General features: G+C 44.4%; 18 protein-coding genes. 3 read left to right on the plus strand and 15 right to left on the minus strand.

All coding sequences use genetic code 11. The features are described 5' to 3' along the window. Window positions 1-324: 324 nt before the first annotated feature. The 9 genes from ACZ5ZC_RS07450 to ACZ5ZC_RS07490 all read right to left on the minus strand — a co-directional run bounded on the left by ACZ5ZC_RS07450 (window position 325) and on the right by ACZ5ZC_RS07490 (window position 6,071). Window positions 325-468: a hypothetical protein gene (locus ACZ5ZC_RS07450; protein WP_080347355.1), complete on the minus strand. Its 144-nt coding sequence runs from the start codon at window positions 466-468 to the stop codon at window positions 325-327. Beyond that, entirely contained in the window at window positions 468-1,853 is a 1,386-nt protein-coding gene (locus tag ACZ5ZC_RS07455; protein ID WP_464931564.1) for a zonular occludens toxin domain-containing protein, read from the minus strand. Before ACZ5ZC_RS07455 ends, ACZ5ZC_RS07450 begins: the two co-directional genes overlap by 1 nt. A gap of 4 nt (window positions 1,854-1,857) precedes the next feature. Next, window positions 1,858-2,202 (minus strand): DUF2523 family protein, encoded by a 345-nt coding sequence (locus tag ACZ5ZC_RS07460; RefSeq protein WP_005477634.1) that lies wholly within the window; start codon window positions 2,200-2,202, stop codon window positions 1,858-1,860. A gap of 1 nt (window position 2,203) precedes the next feature. Then, the gene (locus tag ACZ5ZC_RS07465; RefSeq protein ID WP_053300316.1) at window positions 2,204-3,703 is read right to left on the minus strand and encodes a hypothetical protein; all 1,500 of its coding nucleotides are present in this window, start codon (window positions 3,701-3,703) and stop codon (window positions 2,204-2,206) included. Between the two features lie 169 nt (window positions 3,704-3,872). Beyond that, window positions 3,873-4,118, minus strand: coding sequence for a hypothetical protein (locus tag ACZ5ZC_RS07470; RefSeq protein WP_025552897.1), 246 nt, complete (start codon window positions 4,116-4,118; stop codon window positions 3,873-3,875). A 5-nt stretch (window positions 4,119-4,123) separates the two neighbouring features. Continuing rightward, window positions 4,124-4,354 carry a hypothetical protein gene (locus ACZ5ZC_RS07475; RefSeq protein ID WP_054867607.1) on the minus strand — a complete coding sequence of 77 codons (231 nt, stop codon included), beginning with the start codon at window positions 4,352-4,354 and terminating at the stop codon, window positions 4,124-4,126. A 3-nt stretch (window positions 4,355-4,357) separates the two neighbouring features. Next, window positions 4,358-4,717 carry a DUF1293 family protein gene (locus ACZ5ZC_RS07480; protein ID WP_005477647.1) on the minus strand — a complete coding sequence of 120 codons (360 nt, stop codon included), beginning with the start codon at window positions 4,715-4,717 and terminating at the stop codon, window positions 4,358-4,360. A 3-nt stretch (window positions 4,718-4,720) separates the two neighbouring features. Further along, entirely contained in the window at window positions 4,721-5,869 is a 1,149-nt protein-coding gene (locus tag ACZ5ZC_RS07485; protein WP_229601808.1) for a replication initiation factor domain-containing protein, read from the minus strand. Next, window positions 5,853-6,071 (minus strand): SAM domain-containing protein, encoded by a 219-nt coding sequence (locus tag ACZ5ZC_RS07490; protein WP_140146142.1) that lies wholly within the window; start codon window positions 6,069-6,071, stop codon window positions 5,853-5,855. The genes ACZ5ZC_RS07485 and ACZ5ZC_RS07490 overlap by 17 nt, the downstream gene beginning before the upstream one ends. Before the next feature lie 126 nt (window positions 6,072-6,197). On the opposite strand from ACZ5ZC_RS07490, the gene ACZ5ZC_RS07495 reads away from it, so the two are divergent. Continuing rightward, on the plus strand, window positions 6,198-6,566 hold the full coding sequence (locus ACZ5ZC_RS07495) for a DUF3693 domain-containing protein (protein ID WP_054867606.1): 369 nt from the start codon (window positions 6,198-6,200) through the stop codon (window positions 6,564-6,566). A gap of 229 nt (window positions 6,567-6,795) precedes the next feature. Here the strand turns inward: ACZ5ZC_RS07495 and yciH are convergent, their stop codons facing one another. The 4 genes from yciH to ACZ5ZC_RS07515 form a co-directional block, all read right to left on the minus strand. Continuing rightward, on the minus strand, window positions 6,796-7,107 hold the full coding sequence (gene yciH / locus ACZ5ZC_RS07500; RefSeq protein ID WP_012842285.1) for a stress response translation initiation inhibitor YciH: 312 nt from the start codon (window positions 7,105-7,107) through the stop codon (window positions 6,796-6,798). 1 nt (window position 7,108) lies between these two features. Further along, window positions 7,109-7,495 carry a DUF3319 domain-containing protein gene (locus ACZ5ZC_RS07505; protein WP_054867604.1) on the minus strand — a complete coding sequence of 129 codons (387 nt, stop codon included), beginning with the start codon at window positions 7,493-7,495 and terminating at the stop codon, window positions 7,109-7,111. Window positions 7,496-7,623: 128 nt separating this feature from the next. After that, a complete protein-coding gene (locus ACZ5ZC_RS07510) occupies window positions 7,624-8,613 on the minus strand; it encodes a D-alanine--D-alanine ligase (protein WP_054867603.1) in 990 nt (329 codons plus the stop codon). A gap of 149 nt (window positions 8,614-8,762) precedes the next feature. Beyond that, a complete protein-coding gene (locus ACZ5ZC_RS07515; RefSeq protein ID WP_005390018.1) occupies window positions 8,763-9,332 on the minus strand; it encodes an SPOR domain-containing protein in 570 nt (189 codons plus the stop codon). Window positions 9,333-9,568: 236 nt separating this feature from the next. Between ACZ5ZC_RS07515 and ACZ5ZC_RS07520 the strand changes: the two genes are divergently transcribed. Beyond that, complete coding sequence (locus ACZ5ZC_RS07520; protein WP_464931565.1) at window positions 9,569-12,202, plus strand: bifunctional acetate--CoA ligase family protein/GNAT family N-acetyltransferase; 2,634 nt, start codon at window positions 9,569-9,571, stop codon at window positions 12,200-12,202. A 76-nt stretch (window positions 12,203-12,278) separates the two neighbouring features. On the opposite strand, the gene ACZ5ZC_RS07525 is transcribed toward ACZ5ZC_RS07520, so the two are convergent. Next, window positions 12,279-13,166, minus strand: a complete 888-nt coding sequence (locus tag ACZ5ZC_RS07525; RefSeq protein WP_395207937.1) for a LysR substrate-binding domain-containing protein — start codon at window positions 13,164-13,166, stop codon at window positions 12,279-12,281. A 232-nt stretch (window positions 13,167-13,398) separates the two neighbouring features. Here ACZ5ZC_RS07525 and ACZ5ZC_RS07530 point away from each other — a divergent pair, with 232 nt between their 5' ends. Continuing rightward, window positions 13,399-15,537 (plus strand): TonB-dependent hemoglobin/transferrin/lactoferrin family receptor, encoded by a 2,139-nt coding sequence (locus ACZ5ZC_RS07530; RefSeq protein ID WP_464931566.1) that lies wholly within the window; start codon window positions 13,399-13,401, stop codon window positions 15,535-15,537. A 334-nt stretch (window positions 15,538-15,871) separates the two neighbouring features. Here ACZ5ZC_RS07530 and galE read toward each other — a convergent pair whose 3' ends face one another. Beyond that, window positions 15,872-16,888 carry a UDP-glucose 4-epimerase GalE gene (gene galE / locus ACZ5ZC_RS07535; RefSeq protein WP_375222879.1) on the minus strand — a complete coding sequence of 339 codons (1,017 nt, stop codon included), beginning with the start codon at window positions 16,886-16,888 and terminating at the stop codon, window positions 15,872-15,874. Window positions 16,889-16,931: the final 43 nt, after the last annotated feature.

Here is a 16,931-nt window from a genome sequence, read left to right on the forward strand (position 1 = left end):
CGCACGTCGCGCAATCGTCCTAGCCCGTCCTCACTTGCTCCGTGCGTCCGTCGGAGAGAACCCAGAAAAGAAGAGTAAGCATTGCTCGACACTCGCAAAGCTTTGATGTTGTGAGTATGCAGCGTTCCGGTAGGTTAACGCGCCTTTGGTGTGGATAGTCTCTGCGAGGCTGGTCTAGCAGGAAGGAGGGCGGCAGCATCCAAGTAGCTTTGGGCTGCTAACCGCGCCGATTAAGTAATGAGGCTAGGTTTTGCTGTGGTGGGCGGCTTGGTGCCTCGTCGTCGCTCCGCAACTCCTTATCCCTGCGGGGCAGGCACCGTGCCTTTAATTGAAGTAGTCGACCAGTTTGCCTAGGAGATATCTCGCAAGGTCATACACGAGCACCACAATGACTGCATTCACTATCGAGAGATGATCAAACAGCTCGATGATGTCAACCAGCTGTCCATGCGTTACGTATTCATTCATTAGCTTTCGTCCCCACCAAACAAACCGCCAACGGGTTTGAGTTCAATATCTTGCTCTTGCCGTTGTGCATATTGCTCATACGGCGAACACGTGACATAGAAGTTGGATGCGCCGTGGGACAACTGGACGAGACAATCGTCCAGATATTCCATCTTGACGCCCAACTTATTTAGGAACCCGTCATCGAGGTAAGTCACACCACGCGGTGTGACAACCTCAAAATGCACGTTGACGTGTATCGAGGTGGCTTTGTGCCAACGTTCCACCGCAGAGACATAGATACTCTCTGAGTTCGCCAGTGGGAACCAAGCCGGAACGGTGCCTACGTCATGATAAGACTCATTCCCGCAACCAGAACCCGTACAGCCAGAACCACTAGAACCCATGACAGAACCAGGCGAACCACTTTGACCAGGACGTGCTTGACCTTGCGAAGTCGAAACGCCACTTTGCTGCAAAGTTTGATGAAGCTGCGTTCCTTCCGCAGTTGTCGTCTCAGAATCAGAAACCATACCAATAAGCGCATAAACTAAGTACCCAAATGAAAGCACGACCAGTGCCATAGCTGCTAAGAATTTCGGGTTAAGAAAGATATTCTTTCCAAGCCCCGACTTGGTGATTTGCCCCGTGACGGTCGAGGCGTAGAGTAGGTGGACATCAAGCGGCACCTTGAGGTTATAAACCACATCGTCTTTGCTTGGTTTGGTGACCGTTCGAGTCGGGTCATGTTCCAAGATGCGCGGTTTGCGGTTGGAAAAGAAGATCCCATCTTTACCCTTATGTTGCTTGGCCAACTCCGCAACACCTTTTAACTCTTTCGGGATTTGAGCAAAGTCAGGCGTGAGCAACACAATGTCCCAGTTGTAGTGCCGGTGCTCCATAAAGGCGTTGTTAAAGTTCTCTGGATAGATGATGCGTCCTTGCTCATCAAAGCGTGTGCGTTGGCAATCGTCTATCTCGCCATTGTCCAAACTGGATGTATCAATCGTTAGCCAACGAGAGTGAAACAGCTCAGAGAATCCCTCCGGTAAGTGAGGCTCAAAGTCAGTGAAAGGGCGCTTGTGTATGTTCGCCATTTTAAAACCTGCATTGACCGAGAAGATTTGCTGACACTCATCAATGAGGATGAACGCCCCAATGGGCGCCCAACAGAAAAAGTATTTCCAAAGCTCGAAGCCTTCAGGATTGCGAGAGCTAATGCGAATGAGCCGAGCCGTATCAGGAAACTTCTCACCAAGGCGTTGTTCAATCACTTCAAGTGGCTGCATGCCATGAATGTTGGTAATGCAAATTCGACCTTCACGCAGTGCAGGCAGTAAGTCAAACCACACAGCGCAAGCCGATTTGTAAGAGCCACCGTGACCGTATCGAAATGAAGTAGCCATTCAATCACCAGTTAAAAAAACGCATAACTAAAGACGTAGCGAACGCATCAAAGATGACACGTAGCCCAGAGGTGACGCCGTATTCGGTCAAGATATAACGGACGTCAGAGGGAAGTGCATTAAAGCGGTCTTCGACAAGCGTATAGACGCCATACTCTTCGAGCAGCAGCTGCGCAATCTTGAGTGCGATTTGTATCGAGGCAATCTTGATATCGAGCCATACTGAGATAAGCCACATCGCGCCGTATTCAAACGCGTTCTTTATCCATTCAATCGCCACATCAAAGAAGTCGAGAAAGGTTTGCCCAATGTTGGCAATAAACTCTAATGCTGAGTAGATGTATTCCATGTTATTTACTCCGATTACCAAACAGAACCCAAAGGGCGATTAAGGCACAAATGAACAGCACGACAGGGCGCACGTAGCCCGATACCGCATCAAAACGCTGTAATCCTGATTCAACGGTTGCGCCTTTGATGTTAAAAGACTTGTCGCTTAATGTGCCGTTGTTGAAGTTGGTGCCGATAGTGATTAAGCCTTTGATGTCGTCCACATAGCCTTGGATGGATTCGGCTTTTTCATCTATCGTAGTTTGCAGGTTGGCAAAGTCTTCTGCCGTGAAGATTTCGCCAGTGATAGCGGTGCCCGTAGGTGTACCAAACTCTGAGCCAGTCAATAGACCCTCAATCGCATTTAAGCTGCTATCGAGTTCGCCCACAGAATCACCAAGCCCTTTTAAATCGTCACGAATACCAATAGTGGCGTTGGTATTGTTGTTCACCGCCGTAGTGATATCGCCGTTGGCCTGTTGGATGAGTGCCTTGGTGTTGTTATAAATTTTGTTGTCATTGATTTGCTGCTCTTGAATGGCTTGGGTGTTATCGACCAAAGAGCCTTTCACATCAATAACCGCGTTGGTGATGTCCGCGTGTGACTGGTTGATATCGACGTTAAGATCATGAATGCCTTTGTTCACATCCACGTTAAGCCCTTTAATAGCAGAAAGGACTGCCGTGTCTGTCGATTCATCCGTGTCAGGGTCTTCTACGTCCGGTTTATCATCAACGACACCGGGATTGACCGTGTTGGTTGAATCATCGGGTAGGACACTTGGGTCTTCAATCTCGCCTGTTGGGTCGTCAGGGTCATGGGTTGGGTCTTCTGGCGTATCCGGTGGAATGATTGGCTCGTCTGGCCCATTCACGCCCCAGAAAAGTGTGCCACCTTCACACTGACGTCCAGTGTAAGCAAAGCGCAGAGAGCATTGAGAGTCGGGCGTGTACTGTCCATCAGGAACGCCAGTACAAATAATGGTGGATTCGTTTTTGGTCATTTCGCATCGAGTGGCACCGTAGTCACCGTAACACGCGCCCGTCACCAGTTCGCCGTAGACAGCAGGGTGCCAATACAATTTCACCGTATCGCCAATGGACTGTTTGAACTGACAAGCATCCATGCATGAGCCATCAGGATTGGTGCCAAATTCACAGTTCGATTCGCACATGTTTTCTCGGTTAAGTTCGGTGCCAGCAGGACATTGAAACCCATACCAACCATTAAACCTAACCGTTTGACCGGGATAATCTCCGCCTGAAACATTACAAATGGAACCACCACCATACTTGTTCACTTGCAAAAAGCACGTCGTGGTTTTGTAGTTCTTATATGGAACGCTGCGATTCTCAAGACAAGAAAGCACGCTAGCAATGTTGTAGCTTTTCCCGTTCTCAGCACAATCAAAAATACCACCTACATCCCTTGCGGTACCCGTTGTGGGAAATTGAGTCGCAGAAGCTTGGCTATAAAAAGACAGAAAGATTAACGGAAGAAAAAGCAGTAGTTTTTTCATAAAGAAGCCAATAAAAAAGGGAGCCGAAGCCCCCTTGATTAACTGATTAGTGAGTATTGATGCCACTCACAAAGCCGTGGAGAAATGCCCCCGCAAAGGCAACACCTAGAATGATAGCGAGAACATCTCCAAGTAAATTACCAGATAAAGGAGGCATGGAGGCGAACCGTTAGCGACGCAAGAAGCCAACAACCATAGTCACACCAAAGCCCAGTGCAGCCATACCAATTAGACCCGCCACAACCAGTGATACGTTAGCTTGACCACCGGATACCGCAGAGTTGATTGCGCCCGTGATATCGACTTCAGCGAAGGCCGGAGAGACAGACGCGACCATAAGAGCAGCGCCAGCTGCGGTTTTTTTGTTTACGACTGCGTGTTTTACGTTAGTTACAACAAGTTCTAGTTTTTTCATAAGATTTACCTTTTACTCATAAGGCGAACAACACGACCCACCCAGTGACCAACGACCATGTTGATCAAGAGCACGCCACTGACATACAGGAACAAGTCACCGTTGAAGAGGACTGGTTCCTTATATTCTTGGTAGTCCACCGCCGAAATCAGCACGTATTCTTGGCAATCCACAACAGGCGTTTTCGTTGCTTTCAAATTGCCATACTGGTTAACGACGGTGACGCATACAGACATTTTTTAGCCTTGAACGGGTTTCATTGAAGCCTCGAAGTGCTTCTTAATTTCTTGGTCGACTGGAATAAGCTCAGTCACGATAGCGCCCGCCAGTGGGTCTTCTGGATTAATCTCCAAGCGCAATTGGTATTCGCGGCGAGGAACAAGAGCACCAGTGCGCTCAAGAAGCAGGGCATATTCATGGTCAATCATCAACGGTTGATCCCATTGGGGATTCACATCACCCGATTCACCGATAGTGCGGCGTTTGAATTTCTCTGAGTTGATTTCACGTAGAGGACGTGACACGTTCAGTTGAGCACTGTCGCCACGTGCTGAGTTCCAAGTGATATCCATGCCAAGTACAAAAACGGATTTAGCCATTTGTTAAGTCTCCAATATGTGAGTCACCAACTTGCCGTAGGTATCGGGGAAGGTGAATTTCGTTCCATCACGGACAAGGGAACCGACCACGGTTTCAATGTCGCCCTCATGGAATTCGATAAGTGAATTAAGGATTTTCCCGTACTGGCGACGCATCCAGTGCGCAGAGGCCAGCAGGTCTAACGCTGCGCGTTTCGTCGGGACAGGTTTGGTATTGAATTTCTTAGCGGTAGAAATCGAGGCTGCGAAATCATTGAGCGCGGCATACGCGCCAGCTGGATTCAGCAACACATCAACATTCCATTTTTTCAGCTCGACTTCAGAGCGATACCAGACAAGACCCGTGTTTGCGAGTTTCTGCTCAAGAGCCTTGTTGTAGATACGCCAGTAAATGCGCGAGGTACGCGAACCAATCGAGTATTGCTCTTTGGTGTAAATCGGTTTGCCGTCTTTGCCGATACTGGCAATGGTCATATCTTCATGAAGTACAGGACCACGGCCACGTTCAGCAGTGCGGAAACAGTCGTCACGCCACGCCTTGTAAGCGTATTCGCAATCGAAAATCCCGTCGTAATCGTCATAGGCCAAGTCAACACGCGCCAGAGTTTGCACACCAAGTACATTGGTCAGCCAGTCATGCAGCGACCACGCAGGACGACGGGCAAATACATGCTTGCATCCCGTTCCGTTGATTTGGAAATGCACCGTGTCATTGTTACCGCCGATACCAACGAAGCCGCAGAAGTCTTCACCATCTGGCGAGGTCAGTTTCATGGATTCGGTGTAGAACTGGAAACCTAAACCACGAGGCGCAGACAATGACAAACCAAGCACTTGGTTGGTGAAGATGCGCAAGCAATCTTCCAAATAGTTTCGGTAACAGATATCAAAGGCTTTGTTGTACGCTTCAATTTCTTCAGATGTCTTAGCAACCGTCGGATTAAACACAGGTGGAGCAGGGAACTTAGGTGCGCGACAGTGACGCTGTAACAGTCCAGATTTGGCAAAGCCTTTGTATTCCTCATGCTTGTGCAATCGACGAACGGCGTCATGACAATGGCGTAAGTCTTTCACAGCAAACGTAAAACACAGGTAATCAATATGAACGCTTTGCTCATCGAAACTTTTAAGGATGTTAGTTGCAGTAGTCATCAAACACCCCCAAATTGATACGTTGTTCAACGGTCGTGTTGGTGATGGACACCAACTCATAAGAAGTGAACTGAGAGGAAGCCCAAGACTCAAGATGAGACATGGATTTAAGCAAATCCCATTCGTCGCAACCTTTGACCAACACAGAAACCGTGTAGTCAGGTAGCAAGTCGTAATAGATGATTTGAGCTTGAGATTCCATTAAAACCAATCCAGTTTTGAAGTGAGTAACCAAATTTGGTTATTAGCGTAATCACCAAAATTGGTTAGCGCAAGACACCAAAAATGGTGATTGATAAGCTAAACTGACGGAAACGGAGGAAGCGGTATGTATCAGAACAAACTATTAGATGCCTACAAAAAGGCTCAAAGTTACGTACAAGACAAACAAATTGCAGCGGATATGAATGTACCGCCGCAGAGAATCAGTGATTTCCGCAAAGGAAAGCGTTATATGACTGATACACAAGCAATTTTTCTTGCAGAGCAATCAGGTTTAGACCCTGAGATTGCATTGTTGGGTTGTCACGCTGATCGCAATGATAATCCGCAGATAAAAGCAGTATGGGAAGGAATTGCAAAAAAGTTTAATGGGCTTGGATTGTCAGGAATCTCAATGGCTTGCACTGGATTAGCCTTAGTGATTTCAAGTCCACAGGAACCACTATTACAGTGCGCATTATGTATATTATGTTAAATTGAATGTGCTCGTACGCCAAATGTTGCCAATGAGCGCTCCTATTCCCCTGTGAATTTGAAAGTTAAAGACTTTAATGTGAGTATTAAACATAATGGCTATTTACCATAAAATAGCTAATATCGATCTATCAATCTGCGATTGCTTGTTCTTCAATTAGCGTATTACTTACTAAAATAAAAAATGGCGTCTATTTTTAGACGCCATTCTGAGTTTCCCTGAATGTAAATTAGCCACCGGCTAATTTGACTGTCATGCCTTTCTTTTCAAGATGCGCTTTGATCTTGTCTCTAGCATCACCTTGAATTTCGATATTGCCATCTTTTACCGAGCCACCACAGCCGCAGACTTTTTTGAGTTCTGCAGCTAATAATTTTAAAGGTGCATCATCCAAGTCTAAACCTGTCACGATGCATACACCTTTACCTTTACGTCCTTTCGTTTGGCGCTGAATTCGTACAATACCGTCGCCTTTGGGGCGAGATGTTTTTTCTTCTTCCGGCTTAATTCGACCGGTTTCTGTTGAATATACCAGAGTCATTCTATTGTTTCTTTTGTTGTTGAGCTTGCATCGCTTTTTGCTTTGCAGCTAAATAAGCTTCGATATGACGTTGAATAGCAGTTTTACTACCCTTAATCAGTTTACCATTAAACATACAGTACCAAGAGTTGGGCTGACCTGTATCATTTTGAATCGTATAACCGTTAAAGACTTCTGATTTTGCACCACCAACTTGCTGCGCTCTTTGTCCAAGGGCGGCAAACTCTTTGGGATAAATAATTGATGCGGTGTCGCACCACCAATCAATGCTTTTCTTTACCGCCGTCAAACTGCCTTGTAAGACGTGGTTCTTGATTTTAACCTTCCAAATACTGCCATCTGGTCCGCCTGACTGCAGGTTAAAACCTCTATAGTTTGAAATCGCCATACCACTGAGTCATCTGTTTAATGCGTTGATATAATCATAATTGCTACTGAGCAATATTCAAATACGGCTTGAGTAAACCTTGCTCTAGAAAACAATTTCTATCATAAAACGCGCCTTGATAACGTTAATCACTTTGCACTGTTTATACAATCTTCCAAGAACTCATGGAATTTGTGCCCGTTATTGTGAAGCATTTTAGGGAACATCGAGATCGGAGTCATACCTGGGAATGTGTTTACTTCGTTTAAGTAAATCTCATCATCTTCCGTTAAGAAAAAGTCGATACGAGACAAATGGCGAAGATTCATTTGCTTAAATACCCTCTCAGATGCGTGCTGAATTGCATCTAATTGTGCTTGGGTTAGATTCTTCGCTTCAACTTCAGTGAGCGAGTGACTTGAACTGCTGTACTTTTCATCGTACGAGTAAAAAGCACCGTCAGGTGCAATAACCTCGCCTGGTTTGGTTATGTGCAGCTGGCCATTCATCTCATATGCAGCAACTTCAAGCTCTCGTGGTTTTACTGATTTTTCAACCAACACTTGGTCAGAAAACCCAAACGCATCATTTACTGCATTGGAAAGTTTATCTTTTTCTGTGACGCTGTAACATCCAACAGATGACCCTTGACGAGCGGCTTTGACAAAGACTTTTCCCCACTTTTCAAATGCTTTATGAGCTTGAGTATGAGCTTCTTCATCGTTGCGCGTTAAGAATAAGTATGGCGTATTGGGAATGCCGATAGCGTCGTACCAAAGCTTAGATGTGATTTTATTGAAGCTATTGCTACTTGCTTCTGGCCCGCAACCAAGGTAAGGAATACCTGCGATTTCAAACAGAGATTGAATATCACCTGTCTCGCCTGGAAAACCATGTATACAAGGCACAATGAAATCGATGGTTTGATTAGATTCACTTGAGCACAACTGCTTGGTATTGAGATCCAAGTAAACCAACTCACCTTGGTTGGTCATCCAACCTTCGTTTTTAATTTCTACGCGTGTAACGTGAACGTCTTCAATAAGATTTAATTGTTGTTCGACAAAGTTTGCAGACAATAATGAAATCTCGTGCTCAGAAGAGCCGCCGCCGCATAGTAGAAGAATATTTTTAATCATGAATCAATCTTTCCGTGACCTACAAAAGATACTATTTATTATGATAAACCTTTGAAGTGTGACGTACAGTAATTTTAGTGTGAGGAATTTTGTTCGAGTAGGATTTGAACAAATAAATAAGGGAGCTATTCGCTCCCTTATTTGATGTGTTAGTTTAATTTGTTAAGCGTTGGATAAGCTGAGTTTTTAATGGCGTCAATGCTTTTAACAAATGGTCTTAACTGCTGAAATTGAGCAGGCAAAGTCGAAATCGCTTGCTTGGCTTCCGCGCTTGTTGCGTAGTCTCCGTATAAAACTGAGAACCACTTAGTACCGTTGACGACTTTGTAGTTTTCCCAAATTGGCTGACCGTTCTGTGGCAGCTTATTTGCAAACTGATCGACTTTCGCTTGGCTACCCACAGCCGCGACTTGAATGGTATAGCCGAATCGTTGAATACCTGCTTGCTTTTTACTCGGTGGTACGATCTTAACTGGCTTCGCCTGCTCTTTTGGCGTTAGCTTGACTACTTTTTTCTCTTCAGGCTTTGCCGTCATTTTCACAACAGTTGGTTGTACGTCTTTTTCTACTACAGCGTTTTCAGACGCCATAATTGGCTTAGAGATACGATCTGATTTGTAGTCCTCTCGATAACTTTCAGAAGTTACGTCTGTGATGTAAGTTTCAGATGCACAAGCAGAAAGCAGGACTGACAAGCCGATGATTGCGATTTTTTTCATGAAGTAACAAATGCTCTGGATAAATATTACGATAAATCATGCCGATAGCAGGGCCGTTTATCAAGCATCAAATACAATAATCTGTGATTTTGATGTGATGAATAACACAAACTCCATAAGCATCGCCCACATTTTATGCAATGTCTGGTCTGAAGACGTTTTATCAATAAATTATTCGTTTATGATTGATATGAAACCGATAGGCAAACGTTACTTGCAAACGGCTAGGAGTCAGCATGAATAAACTACATAAACTCTTTAAACCCAACTCTGTGGCCGTTATTGGGGCATCTCAAAAAGCATTGCGAGCAGGACATGTAGTTATGCGCAACCTTCTACAAAGTGGGTTTGGTGGCGCGATTATGCCAGTAACGCCGCGATACAAAGCGGTATCCGGAGTTATAGCCTACCCTGATGTGGCTTCCCTACCCTATACGCCAGATATTGCGATTTTATGTACGAACGTTTCACGCAACGAGCAACTGCTTAAAGAGTTAGATGAGAGAGGCACACCGTTTGCGATTGTTATCTCTGATGACGCCCAGCCTTTAAATATTTCATCATTGAATATTCGAGTTTTAGGACCAAACAGCTTAGGTATTATCTTGCCTTGGCACAATTTTAACTGCACGTTTTCTCCTGTTGCGGCTAAGCCCGGAAAAATTGCGTTCATCTCACAATCTGCGGCGGTTTGTACCACAGTGTTAGACTGGGCAAATGATAAGAATATTGGCTTTTCTTCGTTCATTTCGATTGGACGCGGACAGGATATCGATTTTGCAGATTTGCTTGATTACTTAAGTATGGATGGGAATACGGAAGCTATTCTGCTTTATGTGGATAACATCCAAGATGCTCGACGATTTATGTCTGCTGCGCGAGCTGCTTCACGGAACCGCCGTATATTGGTATTAAAAGCGGGCCGCTCTAAAGAGATGAATACTTTCGAACAGCAAGATGGTGATACGCTTGATGTAATTTACGATTCTGCCATCCGTCGAACTGGTATGTTACGAGTCAGCAATACGCATGAGCTATTCGCTGCGGTAGAAACACTCACGCATTCTGTGCCACTTCGTGGAGAGCGTTTAGCGATCGTCACCAATGGCGGCGGCCCTGCTGTTATGTCCGTTGATACTTTGATTGAACGTGGTGGCCAGCTCGCAACACTTGATGACGCTGCCATTGAGCAATTACAAACTGCACTCCCGTCCAACTGGCGCGCTCGAAATCCGATTGATCTGTCTGGTGACGCAACAAAAAAACGCTACATTGATACCATTAACGCACTGATGAATAACGACTGTGCAGATGCGATCTTGATTATGCATAGTCCTTCTGCGGTTTCCGACCCTCTTGAAACTGCTCAAGCTGTTATTGAGGCGATCAAGGCTCACCCTCGGCATAAGCATTTTAATATCTTGACCAACTGGTCAGGAGAACAAACGTCGAGAGAGGCACGACTGGCATTTACTCAAGCTGGCATTCCAACCTATCGAACGCCGGAAAGTGCGGTCGTTGCATACATGCACCTGGTTGAGTATCGGCGAAACCAGAAGCAATTAATGGAAACGCCAACGACGGCTGAGCCATTGCACTCTGGAAGTGTGAGTTCTGCAAAAGAATGGGTAAATGAACGACTACTGGATAAAAACACAGTTACCTTGGATACGCATCAAACCAGCCCATTATTTAAGCTGTTCGGGTTTAATGTTCTGCCAACATGGATTGCATCTGACGAAATTGAAGCCGTGCATATGGCAGAAAATATCGGATACCCTGTTGCGGTTAAGTTGCGATCTCCAGACATTCCTCATAAATCGGATGTACACGGTGTCGCCCTGAATTTAAGAAACAGTCGAGAAGTTTCCAACGCAGCGCTATCCATTCTAGATACCGTAAAGCTAAGTTACCCTTCTGCCAATGTACACGGTCTGTTGGTACAAGGTATGGCAAAGCTCGGCAGCGCTGAAGAGCTACGGATTAGTATTGCAGTAGATAAGGTCTTTGGACCTGTGATCTTGCTTGGTCAAGGCGGCTCGGAGTGGAATATCGCCCAAGATGCCGTCGCTGCACTTCCTCCTTTGAACATGACGCTTGCACGCTACCTTGTCGTTGTGGCTTTAAAGTCTGGAAAGATTCGCCTGCAGAAACACAAAGATGCGCTCGATATTAGTGAGTTGTCGAAATTCTTAGTTCGTATCTCCCAAATGGCGGTTGAGTTGCCAGAAATACAAAGGCTGGATATCCATCCAGTATTGGTGTCGGAAAGCGATTTAACTATCCTCGATGCGGACATCACACTGTGTAAATACGAGGGAGATGCGCAAAAACGTCTGGCGATTCGTCCTTTCCCGGCAGAATTTGTCGAAACTGTAACGCTTCGAGATGGCCAACCTATCCTGCTGCGCCCTATCCTGCCTGAAGATGAGCCGCTGCATGCTCAATTCATTAATAGCGTATCGAAAGAAGATCTGTATAAGCGTTTCTTTTCTGAGGTTGGTGAGTTCAACCATGAGGCTTTGGCAAACTTCACCCAAATCGACTATGACCGCGAAATGGCGTTTGTTGCGGTAGCGTTTAATACCGACGGACCGTCTTTCATAGGCGTAGCCCGCGCATTGATTACACCAGATAATAGTGATGCTGAGTTTGCTATTTTGGTTCGTTCAGATTTGAAAGGAAAAGGCTTAGGTAAAGTGCTGATGCAGAAAATTATCAGCTATTGCAAGATTAAAGGCACAAAGCAAATGTCTGGAATGACCATGCCTACAAACAGAGGGATGTTGATGTTAGCTCAAAACCTGGGATTTGAAGTCGATGTTCAGTTTGCCGATGGTACGGCAGATATGGTGCTTCCTTTAAATTGAAAAATAAAGCATTAGCGATAACTTTACTTCTTAGATTCGGTAAGCAATGGGAACCTAAGAAGTAAAAGTTACGTTGTTACTTTAGTTTCCAATTCTTTTTCAAGTATTGAATACACCAGGATTTCGCCTCACCCATGGTATTTCGGCGCCATGCTAAGATAATATCCATCGGTTGCTCTTCTGTACCTTCGATTCGCTTCAATACGCCACTATCAATCAAAGGTTGTGCAATTTGGCTTGGTAACGTACCAATGCCTAAACCTGCAGTGAGCGCATCTACTTTTGCCGTAAAGTTGGTGACGGTCAAGCGAGGCTGTTTTTGAATGATATTAATTGAGAGCGCAGGTTGTTCGCGTGCAGTGTCTGCAATGGCAATGATTCGGTACTTTTCTCGCGCCGCCTCATCAAACTTACCACTACGCTTGTGAACATAGTGATCAGCTGCCGCTACCCAAAACATGCTCATCTTACCAATTTTTTCTGATTTGACTTCTTGAGGAAGTGTATCCAGTGATGGGCAAATCAGTAAATCCGCTCTACCTGTATTCAGCGATTCCCAGCTACCAGCCAAGATCTCTTCTTGCAGTCTGACTCGTGTTGAGCTGACTTCAGCCAATGCATCAACCATAGGGAAGAAATTGGATATAGGAATAATGCCATCAAAGGCAATGGTAATATCCAGTTCCCAGCCATTCGCCAATAACGTTGCATCGTTCACTAACTTTTCACTGGCTTGTAAAATGGCTCGCCCTCTTTCAAGGATGAGCTTTCCTGCTTCAGTAAAATAGGCTTTGTGACCAGAGCGATCGAAGATAATGATGTCTAAGTCTTGCTCGAGTTTCTGGATCTGATAACTCAGTGATGACGGGGCTCTATCTAACTCATTCGCAGCAGCTGCAAAACTCCCTCTTCGGTCAATGGCATCCAGAATATGGAGCGCTTCTAACGTAATTGGACTCTGCACATGGCCTCTCTTAATGTGATTTTTGTCACATTGATTGTATTTGGATGATCTTATCAAGAACTAACATTAAACAATATAACACACTGATAACTAAAGACTAGAAATGCTCATAACCTAAGAGTTCTACTCAAGATAAAACCACAAACGACAATGGTAATGATAGTAATTATTATTTAGATCTATTAATATCCCGTTTGTTGTTACCTATTATGGATCTAAGGTATTGAAGCCAATGTATAAAAAATCAATTTTGTCAGCCTCGATTTTAGTTGCCCTTTCCCAGACTGCTTATGCGGAAGAAGTTTCTAAGTTTGAAGAAGTCGTTGTGTCGGCAACCCGTACCAACCAAACCATTGATACGGTTGCTGCGTCTGTTGCCGTTATTTCTGAGAAAGAAATCGAAGAAAACATGGTAAAGGACTTGAATGATCTATTCGAGTATACGCCAGGAGTTACTGTTAATGGCACTCAACGCCAAGGCGTTCAAAGTATTAACATTCGCGGGACGGAAGGTAAACGAGTTAAAATCTTAGTAGACGGTGCATCTCAACCAGGTGTATTCAGCGGTGGACCATATTCGTTTATCAACTCTAGTGCCGTTACTGTTGACCCTGATATGCTAAAGAGTGTCGAAATTGTTAAAGGTGCAGCTTCTAGTCTACATGGTAGTGATGCAATTGGGGGTGTTGTCGCATTCGAAACAAAAGATCCGAAGGATTTCCTCAAAGATGGTAAAGACTTTGGTGGTCAAGCAAAACTTTCTTATTCATCGGAAGATAACTCTTTTAGTGAGCATGTAGCTTTAGCAAAGCGTTTCGGTAATACAGAAGCACTTGTTGCCTTTACACGACGTGATGGTGGAGAGCTACAAAATTTCTCTAAGGCACCTTACGATAACTATTCTGTGGACAACCAAGATTATTACAAAAACGACCTATTGGTAAAACTTCAATCTCAATTGAATGACGCTCATCGCTTGGAGTTCTTGGGAGAAGTTATTTACAACGAGACTGACTCAGAGATCGCACATAAAAGTTACAAAAACTTCAACGCTGAAGACACAACCAAGCAAAATCGCATTGGGCTCAAGCACATTTGGTTTGCAGATGCAGCTATCTCGGATACGATCACGTCCAAGCTTACATGGATTGGTAAAGAAGAAAACGGCGTGTCTAATCGCTTTATCGAAGCCAGCCCAGGTTATCCACCTTACGTACCGCCTAGTGGTGACAACCAACAGAAAAAAGATTATGAATATACTGAAGACAAATTTGAATTCGAAACTCAGTTAGATAAAGAGATTCAAAATCACTATATTGTTTACGGAATATCGTATAAACATAGTGACATCAGTAATACCAATCGCGAGTTGAATTCCGATCCCGGCACGCCAGATACCGTTTACGTTTACACTCCGGATGCAAAAGAAGAAAGCTTTGGTTTATTCTTGCAAGATGAAATTTCACTTCTTAATGACAAGCTAATTCTGACTCCAGGTGTGCGTTACGATTACTTCTCTACTAATCCTTCCAACACCTCTGAAGAGTCATTCGAGAAGTTTAGCGACTCTGCATTAACTGGTCGTTTAGGAGCAACTTACTCTATATCGCAACCTGGCACGATCTTCGCGCAAGTGAGCCAAGGGTTTCGAGCGCCATCGTTCGACGAGCTTTACTACACCTACGATAATCCGGCTCATGGCTATACCAACCGCCCTAACCCAAATTTGGGATCTGAAAAGAGTTTGTCTTATGAGCTTGGTTACCGTCATAACACTGCAGCGTCTGCAACTGAAGTAGCGTTCTACTACAGTGATTACAGTGACTTTATTGAGCAAACGTCATCAAATAATGGTGGTTTAACTGAATTCACAAATATCAATATTAATGAAGCAAATATTAAAGGGGTTGAGCTATCTAACCGTCTTGATTGGCATGCTATTGCCGGTCTTCCATCAGGCGTGACAACTCGTTTTGTTGCAGCATACACAGAAGGTGAAGATGGTGATGGTAACCCATTGAACAGCGTCAACCCATGGAATGCAGTGGCAGCGGTAAATTACGATTCACCAAATGCACTTTGGGGGACAAGTCTAAAAGTAAACTACACGGCTAAGAAATCGAACAGTGATATCAACTCTGATGGTGATAAAGGCGGAATCAAAGACCAAGTTGCTTTGCCGTCTGCGACAGTCGTTGACTTAACGGCGTACTACAAACCAATGAAAGATATAACCATTCATGCTGGTGTTATGAATCTGACGAATGAAGAATACCATCTTTGGAACGATGTTCGCGGTAAGACTGAGTTAAGTCGAGATAAAACGCAAGCTGAGCGTAATTACAACATTAGTGTTAAATACGAGTTCTAAACCTTAAAAACACAAAAGCCAGCGTAATGCTGGCTTTTTTTATGGCTTTCATTTCAAAAATGTAAAGAAAAGTATGAAAAATGAAAGTTTACTGTTTTGCCATCTCTTTTTTCACCATTACTGCTGCTGCAATGATAAAAGTGATGATCAGACCGAGTTCCATGAACTACCCCAATAGCTATGAGAAAATTTATAACCCAAATTAAGAGTCGGACATAGTTTAACAGCTCTATATAGACTTGCTACCTTTTAACCAGTAATTTACGATTTTTTCCGATTTGGATCAAAAAAGACGCAATTATGCGTCTTTTTGTTATTATTATGTAAATCAAAATTAGGCGTCTGGGTAACCTTGAGGGTTGTTAGATTGCCAACGCCATGTATCACCAGTCATTTCTTCTAGAGTGCGAGACGCTTTCCAACCTAACTCATTCATTGCTTTTGATGGATCAGCCCAACACTCCGCAATATCGCCTGGACGACGTTCAACAAGTTGGTATGGAACGTCTTTACCACTTGCAGTTTCAAATGCTTTCACCATTTCAAGCACACTGTAGCCATTGCCAGTGCCAAGGTTATAGACATGAAGGCCAGCTTTGTTACCTACTTTTTCCAAAGCAGCGACGTGACCATCGGATAAGTCCATCACATGAATGTAGTCACGCACGCCGGTGCCATCTTTCGTTGGGTAGTCGCTACCGAATACAGAGAGGAACTCTCGGCGGCCCACCGCAACTTGAGAAACAAACGGCATTAGGTTATTTGGAATACCTTGAGGATCTTCACCTAACTCACCAGTTGGATGTGAACCTACAGGGTTAAAGTAACGAAGAAGTGTGATGCTCCAATCTGGATTCGCCTTTTGGAAGTCTGTTAAACACTCTTCCACCATTAATTTACTGCGTCCGTAAGGGTTAGTTGCGCTAGTTGGAAAGTCTTCTGTGATTGGAACAGATGCAGGATCGCCATAGACAGTTGCTGAGGAGCTAAATACCAACGATTTAACTCCAACTTCGCGCATTGCATCAACCAATACCAAAGTGCCATTCACATTGTTGTCATAATACTCTAGAGGTTTTGCTACGGACTCACCGACGGCCTTTAAACCTGCAAAATGGATAACCGCTTCTATATCGTGCGATTTTAGAACCTCTACCATTGTCGATTTATCTCTGATATCGGCTTGGATGAAGGTTGGCTTTACGCCACATACCTTTTCAATGCGCTCTAAGACCGTAGACTTACTGTTGTACAGGTTATCTAGAATCACTGGCGTCATACCAGCTTCGATCATTTGAATACATGTATGGCTACCAATATAGCCCATACCACCCGTAACAAGTACTTTCATTTTATCATTCCTTCTGACGCGAATGGGTTTAGTTTAAAGCTTT

The organism is Vibrio sp. JCM 18905 (assembly GCF_055393305.1).